Annotated in this window: 20 protein-coding genes; 8 read left to right on the forward strand and 12 right to left on the reverse strand. The window is 40.5% G+C overall.

The features are described from left to right. Nucleotides 1-960: 960 nt before the first annotated feature. Both WA1_RS18250 and WA1_RS18255 read left to right on the forward strand, forming a co-directional pair. Nucleotides 961-2,700, forward strand: coding sequence for a hybrid sensor histidine kinase/response regulator (locus WA1_RS18250; protein ID WP_017746381.1), 1,740 nt, complete (start codon nucleotides 961-963; stop codon nucleotides 2,698-2,700). A gap of 113 nt (nucleotides 2,701-2,813) precedes the next feature. Further along, entirely contained in the window at nucleotides 2,814-3,815 is a 1,002-nt protein-coding gene (locus WA1_RS18255) for an S-layer homology domain-containing protein (RefSeq protein ID WP_017746382.1), read from the forward strand. 93 nt (nucleotides 3,816-3,908) lie between these two features. Here WA1_RS18255 and WA1_RS18260 read toward each other — a convergent pair whose 3' ends face one another. Further along, on the reverse strand, nucleotides 3,909-4,358 hold the full coding sequence (locus tag WA1_RS18260) for a CAAD domain-containing protein (RefSeq protein ID WP_017746383.1): 450 nt from the start codon (nucleotides 4,356-4,358) through the stop codon (nucleotides 3,909-3,911). 1,115 nt (nucleotides 4,359-5,473) lie between these two features. Next, nucleotides 5,474-5,929: a pentapeptide repeat-containing protein gene (locus WA1_RS18265; RefSeq protein ID WP_017746384.1), complete on the reverse strand. Its 456-nt coding sequence runs from the start codon at nucleotides 5,927-5,929 to the stop codon at nucleotides 5,474-5,476. A 564-nt stretch (nucleotides 5,930-6,493) separates the two neighbouring features. Here WA1_RS18265 and WA1_RS18270 point away from each other — a divergent pair. Further along, a complete protein-coding gene (locus WA1_RS18270; protein ID WP_017746385.1) occupies nucleotides 6,494-7,408 on the forward strand; it encodes an SDR family oxidoreductase in 915 nt (304 codons plus the stop codon). A gap of 161 nt (nucleotides 7,409-7,569) precedes the next feature. After that, entirely contained in the window at nucleotides 7,570-8,109 is a 540-nt protein-coding gene (locus tag WA1_RS18275; RefSeq protein ID WP_017746386.1) for a DUF421 domain-containing protein, read from the forward strand. A 21-nt stretch (nucleotides 8,110-8,130) separates the two neighbouring features. Here WA1_RS18275 and WA1_RS18280 read toward each other — a convergent pair whose 3' ends face one another. Then, complete coding sequence (locus WA1_RS18280) at nucleotides 8,131-8,970, reverse strand: M56 family metallopeptidase (RefSeq protein WP_017746387.1); 840 nt, start codon at nucleotides 8,968-8,970, stop codon at nucleotides 8,131-8,133. Further along, nucleotides 8,970-9,389 (reverse strand): BlaI/MecI/CopY family transcriptional regulator, encoded by a 420-nt coding sequence (locus tag WA1_RS18285; protein ID WP_017746388.1) that lies wholly within the window; start codon nucleotides 9,387-9,389, stop codon nucleotides 8,970-8,972. Before WA1_RS18285 ends, WA1_RS18280 begins: the two co-directional genes overlap by 1 nt. A 241-nt stretch (nucleotides 9,390-9,630) precedes the next feature. Between WA1_RS18285 and WA1_RS18290 the strand changes: the two genes are divergently transcribed. Then, on the forward strand, nucleotides 9,631-10,365 hold the full coding sequence (locus tag WA1_RS18290; protein WP_017746389.1) for a 2-phosphosulfolactate phosphatase family protein: 735 nt from the start codon (nucleotides 9,631-9,633) through the stop codon (nucleotides 10,363-10,365). A 524-nt stretch (nucleotides 10,366-10,889) separates the two neighbouring features. Here WA1_RS18290 and WA1_RS18295 read toward each other — a convergent pair. The 4 genes from WA1_RS18295 to WA1_RS18310 all read right to left on the reverse strand — a co-directional run bounded on the left by WA1_RS18295 (nucleotide 10,890) and on the right by WA1_RS18310 (nucleotide 15,057). Further along, nucleotides 10,890-11,117, reverse strand: a complete 228-nt coding sequence (locus tag WA1_RS18295; RefSeq protein ID WP_017746390.1) for a hypothetical protein — start codon at nucleotides 11,115-11,117, stop codon at nucleotides 10,890-10,892. Nucleotides 11,118-11,252: 135 nt separating this feature from the next. Next, the gene (locus WA1_RS18300; protein WP_017746391.1) at nucleotides 11,253-12,572 is read right to left on the reverse strand and encodes an SLC5/6 family protein; all 1,320 of its coding nucleotides are present in this window, start codon (nucleotides 12,570-12,572) and stop codon (nucleotides 11,253-11,255) included. Nucleotides 12,573-12,587: 15 nt separating this feature from the next. Continuing rightward, nucleotides 12,588-13,832, reverse strand: coding sequence for a BaiN/RdsA family NAD(P)/FAD-dependent oxidoreductase (locus WA1_RS18305; protein WP_017746392.1), 1,245 nt, complete (start codon nucleotides 13,830-13,832; stop codon nucleotides 12,588-12,590). 127 nt (nucleotides 13,833-13,959) lie between these two features. Beyond that, on the reverse strand, nucleotides 13,960-15,057 hold the full coding sequence (locus WA1_RS18310) for a PIN-like domain-containing protein (protein ID WP_017746393.1): 1,098 nt from the start codon (nucleotides 15,055-15,057) through the stop codon (nucleotides 13,960-13,962). A 326-nt stretch (nucleotides 15,058-15,383) separates the two neighbouring features. On the opposite strand from WA1_RS18310, the gene WA1_RS18315 reads away from it, so the two are divergent. Beyond that, entirely contained in the window at nucleotides 15,384-15,641 is a 258-nt protein-coding gene (locus WA1_RS18315; protein ID WP_017746394.1) for a hypothetical protein, read from the forward strand. Nucleotides 15,642-15,915: 274 nt separating this feature from the next. On the opposite strand, the gene WA1_RS18320 is transcribed toward WA1_RS18315, so the two are convergent. Further along, nucleotides 15,916-16,224, reverse strand: a complete 309-nt coding sequence (locus WA1_RS18320; RefSeq protein WP_017746395.1) for a TIGR03792 family protein — start codon at nucleotides 16,222-16,224, stop codon at nucleotides 15,916-15,918. Between the two features lie 128 nt (nucleotides 16,225-16,352). Between WA1_RS18320 and WA1_RS18325 the strand changes: the two genes are divergently transcribed. Together WA1_RS18325 and WA1_RS18330 are read left to right on the forward strand one after the other, a co-directional pair. Beyond that, entirely contained in the window at nucleotides 16,353-16,676 is a 324-nt protein-coding gene (locus tag WA1_RS18325; protein ID WP_017746396.1) for a phasin family protein, read from the forward strand. 79 nt (nucleotides 16,677-16,755) lie between these two features. Beyond that, nucleotides 16,756-17,280 carry an FKBP-type peptidyl-prolyl cis-trans isomerase gene (locus tag WA1_RS18330; RefSeq protein ID WP_017746397.1) on the forward strand — a complete coding sequence of 175 codons (525 nt, stop codon included), beginning with the start codon at nucleotides 16,756-16,758 and terminating at the stop codon, nucleotides 17,278-17,280. Nucleotides 17,281-17,366: 86 nt separating this feature from the next. Here the strand turns inward: WA1_RS18330 and dnaB are convergent, their stop codons facing one another. From dnaB to gloB, 3 genes are all read right to left on the reverse strand, one after another. Further along, entirely contained in the window at nucleotides 17,367-20,567 is a 3,201-nt protein-coding gene (gene dnaB, locus WA1_RS18335; protein ID WP_017746398.1) for a replicative DNA helicase, read from the reverse strand. Between the two features lie 146 nt (nucleotides 20,568-20,713). Next, nucleotides 20,714-21,172 carry a 50S ribosomal protein L9 gene (rplI, locus tag WA1_RS18340; protein ID WP_017746399.1) on the reverse strand — a complete coding sequence of 153 codons (459 nt, stop codon included), beginning with the start codon at nucleotides 21,170-21,172 and terminating at the stop codon, nucleotides 20,714-20,716. Between the two features lie 208 nt (nucleotides 21,173-21,380). Continuing rightward, on the reverse strand, nucleotides 21,381-22,154 hold the full coding sequence (gene gloB, locus WA1_RS18345; RefSeq protein ID WP_017746400.1) for a hydroxyacylglutathione hydrolase: 774 nt from the start codon (nucleotides 22,152-22,154) through the stop codon (nucleotides 21,381-21,383). Nucleotides 22,155-22,175: the final 21 nt, after the last annotated feature.

Consider the following 22,175-nt stretch of genomic DNA (forward strand, 5'->3'; position numbering starts at 1 on the left):
AGTAACTAATAATTAATTACATAAAATTATTAGTTACTAGCACTTTGCAAATGTGATATGTATTAAACTAATGCTCTAATTCATACATTCATGAATTCATGAGAATTAACATTTTGTATGATTATGTTTAGGCACTAGGTAAGGCTTAGCATAACTCTCAATTAATCTTTTATATCACTCATTATCTCACCCTATGAAGAGGATTTCTTTGTTAGAATTACTTATGTACTCAGGGGGAGAAAGTACTATTTGGTAAGGGTTTCAGATAATTTTATTTTTTTTAAGGGGCATGGGTACGGGATTTAATCATGGGTTGTAGCCATCCTAAAATTCTTGAACTTGCTCAACTTCAAAAAAATACCGCTTTTTTCTTCTCATTTCTGTTGATTACCGAGTGTGCCAAATTTTAGCAATTCTCAAGCCCTAGAGCGCCGATACAATAATCAAAAAGGAGGCTAAAAAGCTGGTTTCTTTCTCTCTGTGGTCAAGCTTGATATGTCGTAGGCTCAACTCGAAGGAACTGGGTTTTTGGTATTACTGTACTGGTACTCTAGATGATAGGAAGTGAATGCTATTTCTTCTAAAAATATTTTTTAATGTACATTTGATTTTTTTTATGTTATATGATGTTTGTGGGACTTGCATTAAGTTTTACTTAATGCTGTACGAAATCAAAATCTCATAAAGTTTTCCAAAAAATCTTACTTACGACGTATGACTTATTGAAGAAACAGTAAATTCTACGATCAGATAAAATATACTACTAGTTTCAAAGGTAAAGATTGACTATTTTTTAATAAAGCACTATTTAAAAATTTCTCTATAATTTAGGAGATATTGTTACTAATGAGGAGATGGGCATTGAGCATTGAAAAACATTAAGAGCATATTTAATCTAAATCTAATAAAAGAGAGTAAAACAGACTTTTTGACTAAAAACTTGCCCAACAAGGAGCAGGGATGGTGAACCAAAAACAAGCAAAATCCCTTGAAGATACATTTGCTGGTAATAGCAACATGACAGAAATCATGCGAACTCATTCTAAACTAGCAGAATTGCGTCAGAAGAAAGTAGCTCGCAAGCATGAGTTATATGTGGAGACAGAAACAGTATGTGTAGATATTGGGAGTATTTTTGAGAGTATTACTGATGCCTTGGTTGCTGTAGATTCTCAGTGGTGCTACATTTATGTCAATTCCGAAGCAGCAAGGCTGATGCAAAAAAATTCAGAAGATTTGCTTGGAAAGGAAATGTGGGAAGTGTTTCCAGATACAATAGGGACGAAATTTGAAAAAGAATATAAGCGATCGCTCATCGAACAAGTGGTTGTAAATTTTGAGGAATTTTTCCCGTCCTATAGTATGTGGTTGGAAGTTCGGGCGAATCCTTTTGAGCAAGGTCTGGCGATTTATTTTCGAGACATCTCTCAGCGAAAAAAAGACGAGCAAGAGTACAGACAACTTTTACAACGAGAAAGGGCTGCACGGGCTGAAGCTGAATCGGCTAACAGAATTAAAGATGAGTTTTTAGCAGTACTATCCCACGAATTGCGATCGCCTCTCAACCCAATACTAGGTTGGGCAAAAATGCTGAGAACTGGTAAGTACGATCAAGTAGCAACTCACCGTGCCTTGGAAACAATAGAGCGTAATGCTAAGTTACAAGCACAACTGATTGAAGACTTGTTAGATGTATCTCGCATTTTACGTGGCAAGTTAGTCTTAAATATCTATCCGGTTAATTTAGTAACAACAATAGAAGCTGCGATCGAAACAGTACAGTTAGCAGCACAAGCAAAAGCCATCCAAGTTCATACCTTCTTAGATTCTAATGTAGGGTTAATATCAGGAGATACAAATCGCCTGCAACAAATCTTGTGGAATTTGCTTTCAAATGCTATTAAATTTACACCCAATGGGGGACGGGTAGAAGTCCGATTAGAACGAGTAGAAGAAGACAAGGGAGAAATATTAAACGGGTCTTCTCTGTCGAGTGGCTACGCGCAAATCACGATTACAGATAATGGCAAGGGGATTAATGCGGAATTTTTACCCCATGTATTTGAGTATTTCCGACAAGAGAACAGCAGTACAACCCGTAAATTTGGTGGACTGGGCTTAGGGCTAGCCATTGTTAGATACCTGACAGAAATGCATGGTGGTTCGGTAACAGCCCACAGTCAAGGAGAGGGGCTGGGGGCCACATTTACTGTTAAATTGCCACTTGTGAGCGATTCTCAATACCAACCTGTAGATTCTGAAGATTTCCACTCCCTACACGCCACTCTCCACTCTCCGCTTGAAGGATTGCGAATTTTGGTAGTAGATGATGAAGCTGATATTCGAGAATTAGTTGCTTTTATTTTAGAAGAGTTTGGAGCCGAAGTCTGTATTACAAAATCAGCCAGCGAAGCACTCACAGTCATAGAACAATCAGTGCCAGATCTTTTGGTTTGTGATATTGGTATGCCAGATGTAGATGGTTATATGCTGATGCGTCAGATCCGGGCTTTGCCATCAGAAAAGGGAGGTCAAATGCTAGCAGTTGCGCTGACAGCTTATGCAGGAGAATACAATCAAAAACAAGCTCTAGCTTCAGGATTTCAGATGCATCTTTCCAAACCTGTAGAGCCAGATAAATTAGTTAGGGAAATCTCCCGCATATGCTGTCCGGCCAACACGACTGAAAAATTTTCATAAATAATTTATAATTTCCATATACAATACTTAATAATCATCAAAGTTCTAGCATTAGAGGCAAAAGAGGTTTTATATTAATCCCTATCAGGGATTGAACTTCCTAATAACAAAATATGTCTCCCGATCCGAAGTCATCGCAATCGAATCCTCTTGGCTTTGATGAACTCATTGGCATTTTAGTTGCCTTTGCTACTATTGGAGCAATTCTCTTCTGGTCATTTTCCCGCAGAGGAGACTCTGGCTGGAATATGACTGGGCTACAGTTTCCATTACCAACAACCTCTACGTCTCCAACCTTAAGCATTCCACCAGAACAACTCGTTCCACGTGGCAATGAACCTGCCAAAACTCCATTACCACCTCAGGAAATAATACCTGAAGATGAGTTACCGACCGTTAGCAAAACAGATATAAAAGAATCACCACAAGCACAAGCACCTTTGTTATTGTCGCCCGAAGTCTATGCTATAGAAGAATATCGCGCAGTTACTCCTGCAGAAAAATTACCAACCATCCCCCCTCCAATTGCATTCACGGACATATCTAATGACTTTTGGGGGCGTCGCTTTATTGATAAACTCTCTTCCCGTGGAATTATCAAAGGCTTTCCCGATTACTCTTTTAGACCAAATCAGCCAGTCAGCCGTGCTGAATTTGCTGCTATGTTGCAACAAGCCTTTAATACAAAAGTACGTAGCAAGGGACTCTCATTGGAAGATATATCAGAACAGTATTGGGCAGCTCCTGCCATCGATCGAGCTATGGGCGCGGGATTTTTAAAAGGTTATCCAGACAAAACATTCAAACCACAGCAGAAAATTTCTCGAGTGCAGGTGCTAGTTGCTCTTGCAAGCGGGTTAAATTTGAAAAAATCTTCCCCCTCACAGGAGGTTTTAAGTATTTATGAGGACGTAGGCGATATTCCTCAATATGCGATCGCTAAAGTCACGGCTGCTACTGAAAATAGTATTGTGGTCAACTATCCAGATGCAAAGTTTCTTGCCCCAAATAAAGAAGCTACCCGTGCTGAGGTAGCTGTTATGATTCATCAAGCTTTGGTAAGAACAGGGAGGTTACAACCTATTAAATCTCAAAATGTTGTGACGCTACCCTAGTAAAGTTTAAAGAAAGGGTTGTTAGTTGTTAGTTGTTAGTGGTTAGTTGAATTAATAACCTCTAACCACTATCCACTAACCACTAACAATTTTTTAACCTTCCAAACTTTCTTTGCCTACAACTTGTGATTTCAGTGACGAAATTTCACCAGTTAACTCTTGCCTGGTTGAAGCTTTTAGTAGATAGCGGTAGACAAACCAAGCAGAGTAACCAATACCAATTAACTCAAAGGTTGGCGCTACCAAAGGAAAATCATTGAGAGCATCTAGGATTGCCAGAACCACTTTGACAGTTACAATTGCTCCTACGATTAAACCAACAACGATGAGAGGTTGTTTGTATTGATTGAAAAATCCTCCTAGATATTCAGGCAGTGATGCCAAAAAGCTAGAAGCTTGTTCTCCATATTTTAACCATTGCTCTTGAGACTGCACGGCAGGCTGGACTTTGGTTATGGTTCCTGTTTGGTTGTTGATATTTGGCACTGTTGCCTCTGAAGACTTTGTTTCCACAATTTCTGGTTGTTGCATTTCCGCTTCCATAGTTTTCAAAGTTAATTTACTTTTATCCGGACAGTTACAACCAAAAGGCTGTTGAGTAGGCGATGCACCAGCGCATCAACAGAACTGATTTGGGTAACAAGGAGAGTTTTAGTCGCCTATAACCATAATTGTCCCTCAATCAGTAGTTCATCAACTCCAAGGTAGAATGAGAATAAGGGCGGTAGTAGTAATAATCCAGTGCGTAATCTAAAGTCAGTGTTCAACAGCCCGTTGTTCTACGAACTAGAAGCCTGAGTGTAGGGTTACTACGTGCGGCATGAGCACCAAAATAAGTACTCTTTTAAGTACAAATGGTACTAAAATCGCATCACCTCTTATTTATACAAACCTAAATGCCGATTTTACCCCATATTTAAGTTGTCATGTAACTAAGTAGCCAAAAATGAGGATTATTTTGAGTAATTTGGGGTGAATCGGACTTAACCGCACCCCAAATTTACGTTGTTGCTCATTTGAGCACTCCCGGAGCGGGGTATTGTTTGCCTCGACACAGCTTAAAGGCTTGTTAATGGATTTCGGTGTTGCACTGTGTGACGCAGCCATGTTCCTTGTCCGACGCTTGAGACTGGCTAATCTCCCGCGCGTCATGACCCTTAAGCGGACTGAAACCCAGAAACGGGTAACCTTGAAACTAGTTCAAAGTTGAGTCATGGTGGAGTCAGTAAGTCGAATTGCTCCGATTTACTCTGGATTGCTCCAGTTCACTTACTCCTCTTAAGCTCTAATCCTCAATTAAAGCATTTTTATTAGTTTTCTACTTGAAAAAAGTAATCTACTATACTTTTTGCCAAAGTCAGAAGACAGACAATCGATGGTATCTTCAATACTATAGAAGCCCTGTTTGATTTTTGAAATATACGTAGGTAGGATAAAAGCCCACCATATGAGACTTTTTTGCAGCGTAGCCCTAGCTACAGGACTTAAAATTTTTCATAAATTATTTACAATTCTTATAGGAATTTGCTCTGGAATTTTAAATTCTGATTTTGTAGTTGCGCTTTAGAGCTAAAGCGCAGCTACAAACTGTATGACTGCCTGTTTCAGAGTCTAACCCTTAAAATTCCTCTTCTCTAGCCCCCGATCGCCGATCTTCTTCAGTCCCAATCAGGAATATCTTTACTATCTCCACCAATACCAATTCCCGTGTTGAAGATCTCAGCATTGGTAATGTTAAGGTCATTCATTGATGCTCCATGGACATTGGAGTCGTAAATTTTAGCTTCTGCAAAATTGACTCTATCAAGATTAGCTTTTTTGAAATTTACGTTTGTTGCAAAAGCTGAGGATAGGTTGGCACCTGCCAAGTTCGCACTACTTAAGTCCGCACCTTCAAGATTTGCATCCGTTAAATTAGCTCCAGTAAGATTTGCATCTCTCAAATCAGCCCCAATCAAGTGAGCGCCACTTAAATTGGCATTAGATAAATCACAACCACTACACTCTCTGGTTTCTAATAGCTTTTGCACGTGCTGGGGATTCGCAGCCTTAACTGAACTAGCTAACATCAGGGGTGTTGCGATCGCAAGAACAGCGAGAAGCTTGGTTTTCATATATTTTCCCCCTTCTTATTACGAGTCACTTCCGTTTTTCTCCTCACAAATCTATTATCTTTTAAAAACTGCTTCTAGTGGTAGATTGACGCCACAAATAAAGTGTGATTTAGATCAGTCTTACGTTTAACTGGTCACTGTTTTCCCATCTCTGATAAAAATCATAACAGCCACAGTTAGTGATGAAGTCTGCCTTGGGTCATTAGTAATGTTCTGTTCTAAGACGTAAATTTTGCTTTCTCGCAATACTTTTTCCTATAACTTAGGTGTAGTTAGTGGTTGACAGAACTACTAACAGTCCTCACAGCTTAACAGCGAGCGTCAACCAGTGACTGGTGTAGAGTGACACTTACAAGTTCGTCCTTTATTAGCAGTGGTTGTAATTAACTACAAATCAACCTTGCTCTTTTCCAGAACTCCACTTAGAGTGCCAATCAAGGTGTTTTGTTCTAAAGTTAAAAGTCATAGAAGTAGATAGCAATTGATTCACCTAGCGACTGATGAGATTTGAGCCTGGTCGGATTTACTTGAGTAGTAGGGTCTTCAGTTTAAGGAGTAAGAACAATGCAACTCAAGTCGATAAATCAGCAAGTTGTTGTTATAGTCGGGGCTTCAAGCGGGATCGGTCGCATTGCAGCTCTTCAATTTGCGAGTAGAGGAGCAAAGGTGGTGGTTGCTGCTCGCAGCCAACTAGGGCTAAATTCTTTGGTGGAAGAAATCCAGAATATGGGTGGTGACGCAACAGCCGTTGTTGCTGATGTCACAATATTTGATGAAGTGAAAGCGATCGCAGACAAAGCGATTGAAGTTTACGGGCGACTTGATACGTGGGTACACAACGCTGCTGTAGAACTCTACGCTGCTTTTGAGGTCACAACACCTTTAGAATTTAAACAAATTATTGATGTTAATTTAATGGGGCAAGTACATGGTGCGATGGCAGCATTGCCTCATATTAAAAGCGAAGGACGTGGAGCTTTAATTCATGTTACCTCTGTAGAAGCGAAGCGCAGTCTGCCTTTGCAAACTGCTTATGCAGCATCAAAACACGGTGTTAATGGATTTTTAGAAGCTTTGCGAGTCGAATTAATGCATCAAAAGCTTCCCATCAGTGTTACTGAAATTATGCCTGCTGGCATCAACACGCCTTTGTTTGATAAAGCACGCACTAAGTTAGGTGTTAAGCCAATGCCAACACCTCCAATATATCAACCTAGCCTTGTTGCTAAAGCAATTGTTGAAGCTGCAGAACATCCCAAACGCGAGGTTGTTGTTGGGGGTGCTGGTAAGATGATCCTTTTAGCTCAGCGAGTTTCGCCCAGTTTGGTAGATGCTTACATGGTGCGTAATGGCTTTGACTCGCAGTATACAAAAGAACCCAAGTCAGAAAATGCTCCTGACAATCTTTTTGAGCCAATATTAGGTCATGACAAAATTGAAGGTGACTTTAGCGATCGAGCGAAGTCGTCTAGTTTTTAAAAGACTTTAAAGAAGTACGACACAACATATGATGGCTTTCTCATTGGTTAACTCATTAGGAAGCCATCTGGTTTTAATTTTTAAATTTAAAAAAAAATCTTTATTACGGGTATATATGTATAATTTATACCACTGGTCTTATGACAAAAAGCGAAACAATAATGTATAAGTTATTTTTCCAGATAAATTGGCAAGAAGTTTTTGTTCCTAGCGTCTCTATCTTTGAACTCATTCTGCGGGGAACACTCGTGTACCTAGCACTGTTTTCAGTTTTACGTGTTATGCCCAGCCGACAAGCAGGAACGCTGGGAATTGCCGATCTACTTGTGGTTGTGCTGTTTGCTGAAGCTGCTCAAAACGCTATGGCAAGCCATTATTCATCAATTACTGAAGGAGGAATTCTGGTAGGAACAGTTATTTTCTGGAGTTACTTTTTGAACTGGTTAGGGTATAAATGTCCACCATTTCAACGCTTTTTAAATCCTCCTCCGCTACTGCTAGTTAAGTATGGTAAATTGATCGAGCGCAATATGCAACGAGAACTAATTACAAAAGATGAATTGATGAGCCAGTTACGTCAGCAAGGAGTGGAACTACTTTCTGATGTAAAAAGAGCATATATAGAGGCGGATGGAGGTATTAGTGTGATTCCCTATGAGCCTTCAAAAAAAGTGACCAGTACAGTGAGCCGTGACCAGTGACCAATGAAATTATCTTGGTTATTAGGTGTGAAATATGACAGTAACCATAGGCAGAAATGCTAGGAGGAAGCTTTTCCAAAACCGCAAGTTTGATTTTGGGATGGGCTGTGGTTCTTCTAGCAAGGCTTCTATTCTCTGTTCCAAACGATCTGCGCTACTCGAACCCAAAGCCGCACAGCAAATTTCTGATGATATAGGTGGGGTACTAGCCACTAATAATAGCGATTCTGCTAGCAGTAGCGGGTCTACTCTTGATGCAGCGTATATGTCAGCGCGAAGTTCGCGCAATGTCAACAATTCTTGCCATAAAGCTTCTGTGTTAGGCAACCAAGCAGTGCAAAAACGCGCCCATCCCAACCAAAAAAACCAAAATGTATCTCGGTAGTGGAAATGTCCTTGCTCGTGAGCAAAGACTGTTTCTAATTGCTCTGGGGTAAGAGTTTGCAGCAGCCCTTCACTTAGAACGAGTTCCGGTTGCCAAAATCCGATTTGACCGGCAAATAATGCTCTTGTATTGAGAACTCTAACTTGCCGACCTGCAATATTAACTGGAAAACAATTGCGGGTAGATTTAATAGACCGCCACCCTTCTAATGCTAGTTTGACGCATGAAATGGCAATAAAAGCAAGAACAATTAATGCTAAAACATAGCCAAAACAACCCGTCTGCAAGCCGCCCATTTTGCCTTGGGGTCCCATGCACAGCAAAGCAATGTCTGTCATAAAAATGAGCAATGGGGGAAAGAGAAATAAAAAGAGTATTTTTTGCCATTGCTCATTCCAGTTACCGTGAATTCTTGTCGATTTAGACCTCATCCAATAAGCAACTGTTAAAGCAGCTACAATCATGAAAATATGCATTATTTCTCCTCCCTGGCTTGGCGTGCAGCTTGAATGCGTTTTGCGATCGCTTGTATTTGTTCGGTAGCAGCTTCATCAAGACTATCAGCAAAAGCAGCAACTACATCAGGGTTACCTACCGCTAAAAATCGTCGTAGCTGCTCGTGTGCTCGAATCATCTCTGCTTGGTGCTGTGTGACTAATGGTCGCCAATAAAACGCTCGCCCTTTTTTGTCGCAGGCTAGCCAACCTTTGTCTGTGAGGCGACGCAACACGGTGGTCACCGACGTGTATGCTAACTCTCGATTGGGATCGGCTAAGATGCGATCGTGTACATCCTTAACTGTAGCCGAACTGAGTTCCCAAATAATACTCAAAATCTCTGCTTCTAAGGGACCTAAGGACAGTTGTTTGGGGCGGTAGTTTGGTAATGGTGCCATTTTTACTAGGGAGTAGGGAGTAGGGAGTGGGGAATAGGGGACAAGACAATTTTCACACCCTCGTTTCTTTCTTTAGAGTACACCTATCTTTCAATTGATAAGATTTTCCTGCGATCGCAATAGGAATTTCCAATGGATACTTCCTTAGATTTACCTTCATTATTAATTATGGTAGGTGCATACACTAGTTAGAATGTTGGTCATGAGTATAAATCATTATTAAATCAGGTGTAACCAATCCGTGAAGCTATACATTTACCATACTCCAGAGTCAACTCCAGTACATGAAGTACCAGAATGCGCGATCGCAGTTGACGTGCTGCGAGCCACGACTACGATAGCGACAGTCTTGTCTGCTGGAGGCGAAGCCGTCGAAGCTTTCAGCGATTTGGATAAACTGATGATTGAGAGTGAAAAATGGTCTCCTGAAAAACGCTTGCGAGCAGGAGAAAGGGGTGGTGCAAAAGTCCCTGGCTTTGATTTGGGTAACTCTCCTCTTGATTGTACGCCGGAATTAGTACAAGGACGGCGTTTGTTCATTAGTACCACTAACGGCACTCGGACATTACAAAGAATAGAAAACGCTAAAACTGTACTAACGGCTGCTTTTATTAACCGCGCTGCAGTCGTGCAATACCTTGTAGAAAAACAACCAGAAACAGTTTGGATCGTGGGATCGGGTTGGGAAGGCAGTTTTTCTTTGGAAGACACAGCTTGTGCGGGTGCAATTGCCCACAGTGTTTTACAACACACAAAGTTGTCACCTGATGAAGTTGCTGGGAATGATGAAGTGATTAGTGCGATCGCTCTCTATTCCCAATGGCAAGATAACTTACTTGGGCTATTTCATCACGCCAGTCATGGCAAACGCCTGTTACGCCTTGAGTGTCATGAAGACCTGAAATATTGCTCTCAAGAGGATATTCTAGATGTTTTGCCCATGCAAGAAAAACCTGGCGTGTTAAAAAGCTATTAAGCATAAAGGATGAAGGATAAGGTAGAAAGACATTTATCCTTCATCCTTTGCTCTAAGAAGTCATTTATTAAAGTCAATCTTAAATTGCCAAACATAATACATTACGTAGGTTGGGTTGAGGAACGAAACCCAACATTGAATCGAATTGTTAGGTTTCGTTGCTGATACCAAATTTTAATCACCCCTCTTAGCCCTAGTGATTAGAAATCACGGCTATACAAACGAAGTCCGCCTGCGCGGACTAAAATTCTAGACGGGGTATAAGACACAGATTTAGTATAAGTTCAACTGCGATATACACAAATCCTCTTCAAATCTTTGATAAGCACAAAACTTGTGACTTCATCACCTTCATACTTTTACTTTATGAGAGTGGTAATTAAAGTTATCCTCCATCGATAATTGACTCTTGTTCCGATTCTGAAATTTTTCCCACAAGTCAAACAGCCGATCTAAAGCATCTCTCTCATGTGCAGTAAAGAGGTTTTGCCAAGCCACAGTAGTAATCTTTTTTGTCCATAAGATTAGCTAAATAATATCCTTCTTTGCCGCCATTGATTTTGAAAAACTCTTTTGCTACTTTTGTCATAGAGGTTCCAAAACCGACAAATGTATCCGGGAATTGAAAATCGTGGCAAATTAAAAGGATTGTAAAATGTCTCTCCATGTATAAAAGCCCACTGAGTTCCTTGACGTAAAGCCACCTGGTAGTAAACAGGCATCACAACAGAAGTTTTAGAATCTGCTAACATAAAATTATGATCTCTTACTCAAATCAAGAAACAGCCCCTAGCTGCAACCAGGGACTGTTTTTCAACTGGACTTAGTTATCTTGGTTGTTAGACTCGGGTAGATCTAGCCTATATTAAGGAATAACCCCCTACTCCCTACTCCCCACTCCCTACTCCCTTTTTCAAGCTAGATGAGATGGTATTCAAGCTATCAGCTAGCTGACCGAATAATAAACTAATACCCCCACAACCCATAGCAACAATCATGATGGTTAATTCTCCATTTCCCCAAAAAACGGCATTGGGTTGGTAGAGGATAACACTTAGAGTTATGAGGGCTGATAGACTTCCTAGTGCTAAAGACAGCCTGACACTAAAATCTGAAAAAGTGTAAAATTTTACGTGATTTAGTAAATACGCAATCCACGGAACCCAGACGGCAGAAAGATAAGCGGTGTAAAACAAAAGAATTAAACCAATAATTTCTCCGCCCTTAAGAGCGATCGCTAGCGCAAACAGAGCATTTATAGCTCCAATTAAGACATTATTTCCTTGAAATTTAGGCACAATTTGCAAGTCCAACATAGTTTTTGTTTGTACCCGCAGGACGCTACTGCCTAAACCCAAAGATGGAACAGCTAAAACTCCAATTAAGAAGATTCCTAGAGGTTGATTTGTTCCATGCCCAACCCAAGACAAAATGTAGGGAACAACTTCTTTGGTATCTAAATTTGCAGGTAAAATTCTGGCATTTTGAGCGGCAATAACTACAGCAGAAGGAAGAAAGGCTAGGGCAATTATTGATACGCCAGCGACGAGACAGCCAAGATAAACAGTACGTACATCTCTAGCTTGAACCATATATTGGTGACATTTCATATCAATCAATACCAGCAATGTTGTGGAGACGGAAACACCAATAGCTTCAGCCAAACTAATTTGATGCAGGGAGGAAATAAATTCCAGAGGGGCTTGCACGTAGTTTGTTAAGCCATTCAATACCCACAATCCGTAAACCAGCCCCAAGATATTAAGTAAGAGCAATCCTCGAAACAGCCAACTTGCTTTCTCAACGGCTAGTAACGAGACAACCCAAAATAACAACGTCACTGTTAGCATGGTGGGCAATTTGGGTATTCCCATCACAGCAAGAATGGAAGCAGCCGCAATAATTTGGACAGCACCAATACCAATAAATGACATCCACGACATCAAGCCAACGCCAATCTTTACCAAATTTCCATAACGATTTCCCAGTAAAGTCCAAATTTGCTCAATCTGTGTCCAGTAAAATTTTGCGATCGCTAAGCTAGCAATAACTCCGAATCCAACAGAAACTGCATACAAACTGCCCATCACCCCTGAAGACATAGCTTTTTCAGCAGTTCCTAGAAGAAACCCCAATCCGTAATGGGCAGATACCAGTAATGTTGCTAAAGAGAAAATACTTAGTTTTCGATTTTCAGAGACGTTCATTAATATCCCGACAGATTATTCAGCATCTACAACAGACGATATTGCTTGACCTGCTAAATACCCGGTTGTCCAAGCACTTTGAAAATTAAATCCACCAGTGATACCATCTATATCTAAGATTTCTCCCGCAAAATAAAGTCCTGGAACTAATCTACTTTCCATTGTTTTAAAATTAACTTCCTTAAGGTTAACACCACCACAAGTGACAAATTCTTCTTTAAAAACTCCTTTACCATCAATAAAAAATTGCCCTTGAGTCAGTTCTTGGACTAATAAATTTAGTGTTTTACTAGGAAGTTCTGCCCAACGGCTCTCAGGAGCAATCCCGATACGAGAAATTATATACTGCCAAAGCCGATGAGGTAAATCCACACCCCGATGCAAGGACATCGCCCGCTTTCCCCATTCATTTTTCACCGCTAAAATTTTTTGTCGTACTTCTTCTGCCTTAAAATGGGGTAACCAATTGATATGTAGAGTGGCTTTATAGTTGTTAGAGTGTAACGTTCTTGCACCCCAAGCAGAAAGTTTTAGGACAGCAGGACCACTTAAACCCCAATGAGTGATTAATAATGGTCCCACTTGTTCTATGCGAGGCTTGTCTGGTACAGTTAAAGTTAAACGCACAGACTCAACGCTAACACCAGCCAATTCTCTGAAGTTTTCGTCGCGGATATTGAAGGTAAATAAAGAAGGAACTGGTGATTCAACAGTGTGTCCCAAATATGAAGCCAATCTATAACCTACTGGGTTGCTTCCTGTTGCTAGTAACAAGCGATCGCACTCCAAAATCTCTTCTGACTTGAGGGTAACTATAAAGCGATCGCCAGTTGCATTGACAGAAACAACCGCTAATCCGATACGCAGTTCTACACCAGCTGCTTTTGCCGTTTTCATCAAACAATGGGCGATCGTTTCCGAACTATCAGTGATGGGAAACATCCTACCATCAGCTTCAGTTTTTAGAGGAACTCCTCGATTGGCAAACCAAGCCACTGTATCCTTAGCTTGAAAGCGGGTAAAAGCACCTAATAAAGCTTTTCCGCCTCTCGGATAATTTTGGACTAACCCCGATGGTTCAAAACAGGCGTGTGTGACGTTGCAGCGTCCACCACCAGAGATCAAAACTTTATTTAAAGGGTGACGACTGGCTTCCAGTAAAGTCACTTGAGCTTTTGGATTTGCTTGGGCTGCTGCGATCGCACCAAAGAAGCCAGCCGCACCACCACCTATAACTACTACCTTAAGAGGTTTCACCATCAAACACTTAATAAGTATACAAATTATACCAAATTAAAAAAACACAATTCGACAGATAGTTGGTTTAAATTAAGTCTAGACATGACTTTTTCAATCCAAAATCTAAAATCCAAAATCCAAAATCGTATTAAATAAGCCGATGGCAAGGAAAAACATCTCTTATATTAGCGTTGAAATACTTACCATGTGATGAAGCATTCATTAAAGCAGCATAGATTGTGGCGGGAACCCCTTGATACTGATAGACTTCCCCTTTTTGAAATTCTATTTCCAAAATTTGATTCACCGAATCATACCCTATGCTACGCAGACAATGTGATTCCACTGTCACTCGCTTGTTGACAGCGTTCTGAAATATAACCTCTCGCACTTCTTGAACTGCTTCTGGTTGAATCGGTAATTCAAGAAACTTTTCTGCGTAGTCTAGGAATTGGTCGCTGTGGTAGATATAGAATTGAAATTCTTCTATTCCTACCTCAGATATAATTTCTTGGATAAGTTCTGGTCTTGGCTCAAGAGATTCCCCATCATACTTTAACCACCAATCTTCTTTATTATCATCAGTTATAAAAATAAGGGGTTTCTGCTGAATTTTTGCATAGTCAATGAGTTGAAACCAAAGAATAACATCTCCATAGTTTCTTGGAATAGGTTTATTTGCATCTTTATACCCCGGTGGTTTCTGATAGCTAAATCGTTTTTCAGCTTTTTGATAAAGATTTTCTAATTCTTCTTCAGAGTAAGGTTTTCCTACTTTATCTTCAAATAAATTAGACAATACCTCTCGAAGTTCATCCTGTTCTAGATAATTGGGATGTTGCTTCCTTGCTTCATAAAGCTGAAAAATGATTTTTTCTGTGACAATTTCCAGATTTTCTATAATTTCCTGAGGTTTGATAAAAGGGTGCTTGCGGTAATCGTGAGCAAATTCGCTTCTAATTTCTTGAAGTTTTTTGATTAAAATATTTTCGATATCTTCATAAGCTTTCAAAAATTTTGATATAACATATATCCGATTTTTTTGATATTCATATGCCACTTGATGCGTTAGCCAAATTCTTTCTTGAAATCGATGGAGAATATCAAAAAATCTCTTTCGTGTTTCTGGTGTATAACAATAGATATGTAATAAAACATTTGCATCAAAAGAAAAGATACAATTTTTCCAAATTTCAGCTAATTCTTCAGATGTTGGCTTATAGTAACCACGAAATAAATTTCGCATATCTAGTTTTGACGTTTTTACTAGCAGGATTTGGCGTTGAAATTATTCTGGTCGCGAAAAGTGCAACCTTTCTCAATACTACTCGGATAAGCGGAAATTAGAATCCCGGTTTCGCACTTATTTACCAGGGATCTGACATCTCAATTATCGTATCCCTTGCAGTATTGGGATCAATGCCATTTAAACCGACCGATTTACAGACAAATTGGTTACACTTACGGCTGATTAAAATCTTTCAAATTGTCTGTTAACAAGCCTTTTATTAGAAAATCTAAGTGAATACTCGGACAGACATTCATTTTGTTGGTAAAATATAAAGAGGAAGCATGACTAAAATTAAGATTTTTGAACTAACCCTTGCTGGTTCTGAGCTTTTCCAAGACTGTGAAACTTTCCTCGATCAACTCTCAGATCGGGAATTATACGACGTACAAGGTGGTGTTATAACAGGTTTACAAAGTATACCAGGTGTAGGAAGCATACCGGATATAGCGTTCAATGGTGGCGTAACAAGTGCCATAACCCTACCAGAATTACTTGGTCTATTGGGTTTAGGTCTGGGTGCTAGAGCGCCAATACAATAATCAAAAAAGGGCAAAAAACCCGGTTTTTCTCTGTCAGAAAGCTTGATAAGCTGTTGCGCTTTTAATTTACACAGTAGGGCAGGCGGGGACGCCCGCCCCACAAGAGTTAGGTTTATTAAGGTTTTGGTGAGTGCAAGTTAAATAATGGTTAGCTTATCTTGTATGCGTAGAGACTAAACATGGCTAGTCTCTACAAAGAAACCGGGTTTTTGGGACTACTGTACTGGGGATATAGTGCTATTATATACATTTGTTCTTCATCTTGAGAAGTCACTCACTTTTGCGGAAACTTCCTGACTTGATATTCTTCTGACTCTACAATCTGTTGGGCAAATCCAAGTGCTTGAGTAAACTTTTGTTCAATTGCCTCTAAATCAGCTTGGGGTATGGCTTTCCACTGTTCCCGTGTAGCCCAATGAATGACAAAGACAACTTCAGCAGCATTATTTGGGTTGATCCACACTTCTTTTCCAAGGAACCCCGGGTACTTGGCAAGCGCTACCGTCCAAATTTCTGCATCTTTCTGGATAAATTTTTCCCGTTGTTGGGGCGGAATTTTCACCTTGAGTAGCTCGATAACCACACTATTGATTCCCCGTATTTGTTTGTCAGAATAGATCTGTAATCTATATTAATTAACCTTAGTGACATAGGTCTATAGCATAGATTTATGAAAAAGGGTTTTTTTTGAAACAATCGATTATAGACACTATGGACAACAACAACTGGATGCAGCAGTTATTAATGTTGGGTATTGGTACAACATCTCTGGTAGCTGATAAAGTCAAGGAAGCAAGCGATCGCCTTGTTAAAGATGGCAAGCTCGATCCCGAACAGGCGAAGGCGGTTATGGATGATATGGTACAGCAATTAAAGTCGGAGCAGGGAACTTGGGATACCCAAATGCAAAGGCAATTACGGAATATGTTACAGGATTTGGGGGTTGCGCGTCAGTCAGAAGTGGATGAATTGCGGGGTAGGATAGACCGCCTGGAGCGTCAAGTCCGCGATTTAGAAAATAAGCTTTGGCGTTAGTGATGCGCGTTGTGTTTTAAACTAAGTTTTGTCGTACTGGTCATCTCATTACCAGACTTCCTTAGTAGGGAGGACTATTTTGAAAGCAATTTTACTCAGCGTGGGTTTCATGCTGGTTTGTGTTGTCGTCTTGGTTCTGGCACAAGTTGGTGGTCACAATCAGAACACTGCTATTGCGGTACAGATGACCGAGACAACTCCAGCACCCACTCAAGTCACTGAAAACAATACCTTAATTGCAAGCAAAGCTATGTCTGAAGCTAACGCTGTTACTACACCCTCTGGATTAAAATATGTTGAACTTAAGGAGGGGACTGGGGAAACTCCTAAAACCGGACAGACGGTTGTTGTTCACTATACAGGTACCTTGGAAAATGGCAAGAAGTTCGATAGTTCACGCGATCGCAATCAGCCATTTAAATTTAAACTCGGTGTCGGACAAGTCATTAAAGGCTGGGATGAAGGACTAAGCACTATGAAAGTAGGAAGTCGTCGCCAGTTGACTATACCTCCGGATTTAGGTTATGGTCCTCGCGGTGCAGGCGGCGTGATTCCACCTAATGCTACCCTAATTTTTGACGTAGAATTGTTGGGTGTTGAATAATAGTTAGTAGGGGCGCAAGGCATTGCGCCCGTACAGTAGTTAGTAGGAAGTAAACAACTAACAACTAACAACTAACAACTAACCAATTATGAATACCCTCCCGGTCTAGCTAAATTTTTAAACTTGGTAAACTGTGGATCGAATAAAAGTTTGACAGACCCTGTTGGACCATTACGGTGTTTGGCTATGATGACTTCGGCAATTCCGCGATCGGGACTATCACTGTTATAGTATTCGTCCCTATACAACATTATGACTAAATCCGCATCTTGTTCAATAGAATTGTGAACAATAATGTTATTTGCTATGAAATTCTGAAGTCTAGGAACTGTTAAATCATAAACCTCTTCTTCACCATCAGCTTCTATTGAGACAATTTCATCCCAATAAATATCGCTGTTAGCTAAGCAGTTTAATTTCTCGGACTTGACGACGCTAGCCAATCTTGCTGCTCTTTCTCGGCTCAAATTTTGTTTATAGAGAGCTGTACCACAATGAGCAACACCAAGAGAAGATTGCATTTGACGTATGGTCATACCATGCTGCTGCATTGATGGAACAGAAGAACTAGGTAAATGTCGAGGCAAAGCAACGCGATCGCCTATTTGAATTTCATCAAGTCGTTGCCAACCATGAATTGTGAGAAACTTGTGATTTCCGGTTGCTCGAATTGTTCGTCCTAAGCGAGTTACAAGTCGCAATATCGGCTTAACACCTGTAGAAAAAGCGTTGCTAACAACTGCTTTTTCTAGCTGCATTGTTTCTTCATTGAGCGCCCAAATTTTGAACCCCGATTTACCAACCAATTCCTGAATCGGTATTTGTACTCCACTATCTGCTAATGTTACCAAGCTATCACCTACTAAACAACCCGATTCTCTTAAATCAGATAACATTGGTCGTTTGTTGGTGCGCGATTCTACCCCTCTACTTAACTGAGATAAAGCAATGATGGGAACAGATAATTCACGGGCTAAACCTTTGAGGCTGCGGGTAATTTTTGATAATTCTTGTACGCGATTATCTCCTGCTCCTTCCATTAGTTGCAAGTAATCTACAATAATCAATCCTAGTTCAGAACCAATTTCCGCTTGCATTCGCCGTGCCTGACTTCGCATTTCTGTAACTGTAATATTGGGAGTATCGTCAATGTAAATTGGCATCTCCGAAAGCATACTAATAGCACGGCTTAAAGGTTCCCATTGTGTCTGGCTAATCCTTCCACTTCGCAGATAACCAGTCTCAATTCCCGCTTCACTAGCTAATAACCTTTGCACCAATTGCTCTTTCGACATTTCCAAACTAAATACAGCAACTGGTAATTTATATGAAGCTGCAATGTTATGAGCTAGGTTTAAACAGAATGCAGTGTTGTGAACGCAAATATCATTGGCAACAAAATTGTGAGTTATTGGAATTGTCAAGTCATACACTTGTTTGTTTCCTACTGGTTCAATCGAAACAATTTCATCCCAATAAACATCACCTGTTGCTAACTGCTGTAATGGTAAATTTTCCAATGCAGTTGCCAAAGTAAAAAGGCTTTCTCTTGACAAAGCGCGTTTACTACCATGGATGTTGCTATATCCTTTAATTCCTGCTCTACGAGCTAAAGCTGCCCATGGTTCGATGCCTTTTGCAACTGCTATTTGCTCCCATATGTCTACTGAAATCAAATCGCAATTACTTTGGTATCTCTTATTAAGTAGGGCAGCTTGTACCTGGAACAAAGCTGTTTCTTTACCAAAGATACCAATTTCTGAAATAAAAGTTTTGATTGATTTAGCATCGGTAATATTTAATTGCCAAGCTATTCTACGAGTGTTTTGGTATTTAACAAATCGCTTTTTTAAAGCAGAAATTATGCCAAAGCGTAGTAATAAATGCTGTAACTGTCTTGCGAGTTGTTCGCTAACAGTGCAATATCCTAGTTGCGCTTGACCACTTGTAAGAACTGTTGCCCATCCATCCGTGGCAAATAGGCGATTAAGGAACAATGAGACTTGCGATCGCTCTAGTTGAAAAACGAAAGCAGGAATTATTTTTTGCTCAGCTTTTTTCCCCCACAATGATAAATTTTTGAGCCATTCAGTCAAAGGATTTTTTTCTCCCCAATTTTTAACAGCAGAAAATGTTGGTGCTCGTTCAGAACAAATCTCTGTACGAACTTTCAGTTGAGAAGAAAAGCTGAGAACAGAATCTGAGAAGTCTTCCTGAATCAGAAGGTTAGTGTTAGTAAATTCCGAAGTTGTGTCTGTTAAGCAGCCATCCCCAATCAAGTAAGCTAATAATTTAACTTCACACTCACGAACTGTGTTTGTTCCAAATACGTTTATTTTTCGTGGTACGGCTATTTTATCGCCTGGTTGCAGTTCCGAAAGTGGACGCCATCCCTGAATAGTAAGGTAGGGATGAGTTATTGTTGTTTCAACATACCGTCCTAGCCGTGTTGTAACCCGGAAAACAGGCTTTATGCCGTCATCAATAAATGCAGACGGTTGAGTCATTTCAAATTGCCAATTATCTTTCAATGTCAACAACTTTGCATAACGACGATGATAAATTTCTTCTATAGTAGAAACGGAGCCATCTGTTAGAAGAATTTCTGTATCATAAGCTACGCATTTCCCCATTGACGGACGGCCCGCAACAATAATCAAATCGGAACGCTGAAAACCACTCGTTAATGCGTCTAAGTCATAAAAACCACAAGGAATTCCTGGTAAAGCAATACCTTGATTGCGAGTTTCTATATCCTGGAAGGTATTAATTAACGTGTCCCCAATATGAACTAAACCAACTTGGGGACGTTCCTGGGTGACGCCAAAAACTTTTTGTTCTGCTTGGTCGAGAACAATGGGCAATTCGGTTTCTGTCTGATAACCCAGTTGTACAATTTCATTCCCTGCTTTGATCAGCTGACGCCGCAGGAATTTTTCCATGACCAAGTCTGCTAAAGCATCGATGTTAACGGCTGACACCGTGCGGTCTACCAGCGTAGCAAGTTTATTTCTTCCACCAATACGGGTTAACAGATCGTGGTCATTGAGCCAATTGATAACTGCGAGTAAGTCTGTGGGTTTCCCTTGACCGTGTAGGCGCACTGTAGCTTGATAAATATCTTTGTGAGCGCTGATATAAAAGGCTTCTGGGACTAGGCGATCGCTCACCCTGCTAATTGCTTCGGGATCTAGCAAGATACCCCCTAGTATAGCTTCTTCTGCCTCTATATTTTGGGGGGGGAGGCGATCCATGGCATTGCCTTGAAAATTAAGCTCTTCAGACATAAAAGAATTTATTTATGGTTTTTCAATACAAATGAACTATTACTCTTATAGACCAAAATTTGTCCGTCTAATAAAAAGACGTTGCAATGCAACGTCTCTTCACAATACGTATATATTTTTACAAAAAGTTTACTTTGTGAATCAGCTTAGCTAGCTACCACTTCAATTTTGACTTTCGCTGTTACATCTGTAAACAGCTTTACATCAGCGTCGTAAGTACCTAACTTGCTGATGTCTGGTATTGTGATACCGCGACGATCTACTTCCAGCCCTGTAATTTGTTGAATAACATCTGCCACTTCTTGGGTAGTCACAGTACCGAAAATAGAATCACCTTCACCAACTTGTTTGGCAATGTTGAAACTACCAGTGTTTTCTATAGTTGCTTTCTGGTCTTGAGCTTGTTGCTTCAGTTCCAGTTGCTTCTGACGTTCTAGTTCGCGCCGACGCTCAACTTGCTTCAGAATTCCTGGAGTTGCTTGAGTTGCTAATTTTCTGGGAACTAGGTAGTTCCGAGCATAACCGGGAGCGACTTCTACTAGGTCGCCGGATTTTCCCAGCTTGCTGATGTCTTGAGTTAATACTAATTGTACGCGTTTCGCCATCTTTGTTCTTGTTTCTCTACTGTCTTTAAAATATTAATCGCTTGAGCTTCGTACTGCGATGGCTTACATCGTAGCTTTATTCTGAGAAGCAAGAGCGTTTATCATCAAACTTAAAAATTATAGCGAAATGTTGGTGCGATCGCAATTATTTTTTTTTGCTAATAGCTAATGGCTAATGGCTAACTGCCACAAAACCATTAGCCATTAGCTAGAATTGGTCTTTCATTCCCCGCAGCCGTGCAAAGGTTTGTACGGCGTCGCAACTGTTGACTGCTGATTGTAATGTTGGTTGTTCCCAACGTAAAAAAGGGTTTGTACGCTTTTCGACTCCTAGCAATGAAGGAACGGTAGCTTCTCCCCGATCGCGTTTGGCTTTGACTTGTTCAAAGCGGTTTTGTAAGTCAGTGTTGCTCGCATCGACAGTGAGGGCGAATTGCAAATTTTTCAAAGTATACTCATGAGCGCACCAGACACGGGTATTATCTGGTAAAGAGCGAATTTTGCTAAGGGAATCTACCATTTGTATTGGTGTTCCTTCAAACAAGCGACCGCACCCCCCTGCAAATAAAGTGTCCCCACAGAACAATTCACCTGTTTCACCAGAGCTTATAGGGGGAAAGTAGTAAGCAATATGAGCGCGGGTGTGTCCGGGAACGAAGATGGCTTCAGCTTCTCGGTCTGCAAATGAAACGCGATCGCCCTCCTGTAAAAATACCTGTTGTCCTGGTATTCTGCCCTTATCTTCAGCACCGCCGTAAACTGTTAGGTTTGGAAATTGCTCAAGGAGTTTGCTGTTCCCGCCAACATGGTCGTGATGGTGATGCGTGTTCAAAATTGCTACTAATTCAGCTTGTAATTCTTTTAGTTTGTGTAAAACTGGAGTTGCTTCTGCTGGATCGACAACAGCGGCAATATTTCGCTTTGGATCGTGTAGCACAAAGATGTAATTGTCTGAGAGTACTGCCAAACGGATGACCTGCATTTACTGAGCCTCCCTCACAAG

This window comes from Scytonema hofmannii PCC 7110 (assembly GCF_000346485.2).
GTDB classification, from domain to species: Bacteria; Cyanobacteriota; Cyanobacteriia; order Cyanobacteriales; family Nostocaceae; genus Scytonema; species Scytonema hofmannii.